Raw genomic sequence first — 1,532 nt, 5'->3', positions numbered from 1 at the left:
GGCTCGACAAAGACCATGAAAAGACCACTAAAAGCGCAGAAGCATGGGTACTATGGCAGAATTGTCAGCTCATTCTTAACCGGATTGACTAAAAATCAGAACGTTACAAATTTAAACATGCTCTAAGGTAGAAGCAGCGGCCTATCTGCAGGTTTAACAGTTTTGCTGTGACAGCACTGAAACGAGGGCACATTCGAATTGCATCCCGGCAGTTTGAATGTGCTACACAAAGTGCACACCAGGGAACCTCCCCAAGAGACAATGCTGCTTGGATTCTTCCTGGAGCGGTCTTATGTCTGATTCACTCCTCCCTGCTGTTTTTGCGGATCTGCCGGATGACGGGGATCAGTGCCACCGCGATGCTGATGGGGAGGATCCAGCCCATGTAATCCCTGATGACGGGGAACCGGCTGCCCAGAAAATACCCGGTAAGGCCAAAGGCGTCCATGTACAGCACGCTGGCCAACACAGTCAGGGCGGCAAAGGAAATAAACTTGACACCAGTCGTCCCGGCTATCACAGGGCTGAAGGGCCGGATGGTTTTCGTGGAATACCCGCTGTTGGTGTTTACCTACAACTACAAAACCCGGTTCATCCACACCTACGAGCTGCTGCAGCACCTCAATTCCCATAAGTACGAGAACTACACAGAGCACCGTTTCCGCTCCCTGGTGGTGGGGCCGGTGCGGGACGAGGGCGTGCTTATCGTCTCCTCCAGCGCCGGCTACAAGCTGCCTTGCTCCACCAGGGGCATTTACAATTTTTAACTACTACAACCAGCAGATACAGCCCATGCTGGCCAGGCTGGGCCAGTGCCACCGGGCCCTGGAGCTGGCCACCGGGGGAGAGCTCAATGTGCTGGAGCAACCGGAGTATACAAGCCTCAAGAAACTGCTGGCGAAACATTCCTGACAAGTGCGACTGCCTGGATAAAACAGTTGTTCCTCATCAGACGCCACGTATCATCAAGCCGTCTCAAATATTATGGATAATATTGATTTTTAAGACGGCAAAAAGAGCCGCCATACAGGCTGTTGGGGCACGTACCGCTAGAAGGTCCACGACCTTATTATTTCCACGTTTTCTGGGAAACCATAAATTCCTTGAACTTATCGACGCTATGTGCGAAACAGCTTTCATAGCTCGCCTCGCAGGTATAGGTTTGGGGCTATACTTTTATAGCCATCTGCCTGGATTGAAAAGAGCTATATGTAACCTGACTCTTTGAGTCACACTATCCCCCTCCTGCAGGTTTCTTACTCTTTCTTCTCTATGGCAACCACCACCACAATCATTCATAATAGGTATTGTCTTAACTTATTTTTAGATTAGACTAAATATTTATTTATATTACTTTAAACATCATCACTTCTGTTAAAACTTTACCACTATGAAGACACACCTACGCTTGCTTCTCACCTTCATGCTGCTCATTGGCGCCTTCACATCGCTCGCCCAAACAGCCGCTATATCAGGAAAAGTTACTTCAGACGGTATACCGGTAGCCTTTGCCAGTGTGGGCCTGGCTGGCA

Annotated in this window: 1 protein-coding gene; it reads left to right on the top strand. The window is 49.4% G+C overall.

All coding sequences use genetic code 11. The features are described 5' to 3' along the window. Nucleotides 1-395 precede the first annotated feature (395 nt). Complete coding sequence (locus E1919_RS27110) at nucleotides 396-767, top strand: hypothetical protein (RefSeq protein ID WP_162056524.1); 372 nt, start codon at nucleotides 396-398, stop codon at nucleotides 765-767. Nucleotides 768-1,532: the final 765 nt, after the last annotated feature.

The sequence above is a fragment of the Pontibacter pamirensis genome, from assembly GCF_010015475.1.
GTDB classification, from domain to species: domain Bacteria; phylum Bacteroidota; class Bacteroidia; order Cytophagales; family Hymenobacteraceae; genus Pontibacter; species Pontibacter pamirensis.
The sequence above is the reverse complement of the archived record's forward strand: the minus strand, read 5'-3'. Positions and strand labels throughout refer to the sequence as shown.

Bases quoted from the DNA above. Each gene is read 5' to 3' on its own strand.
- E1919_RS27110 (WP_162056524.1), top strand. From the start codon at position 396: ATGACGGGGAACCGGCTGCCCAGAAAATACCCGGTAAGGCCAAAGGCG.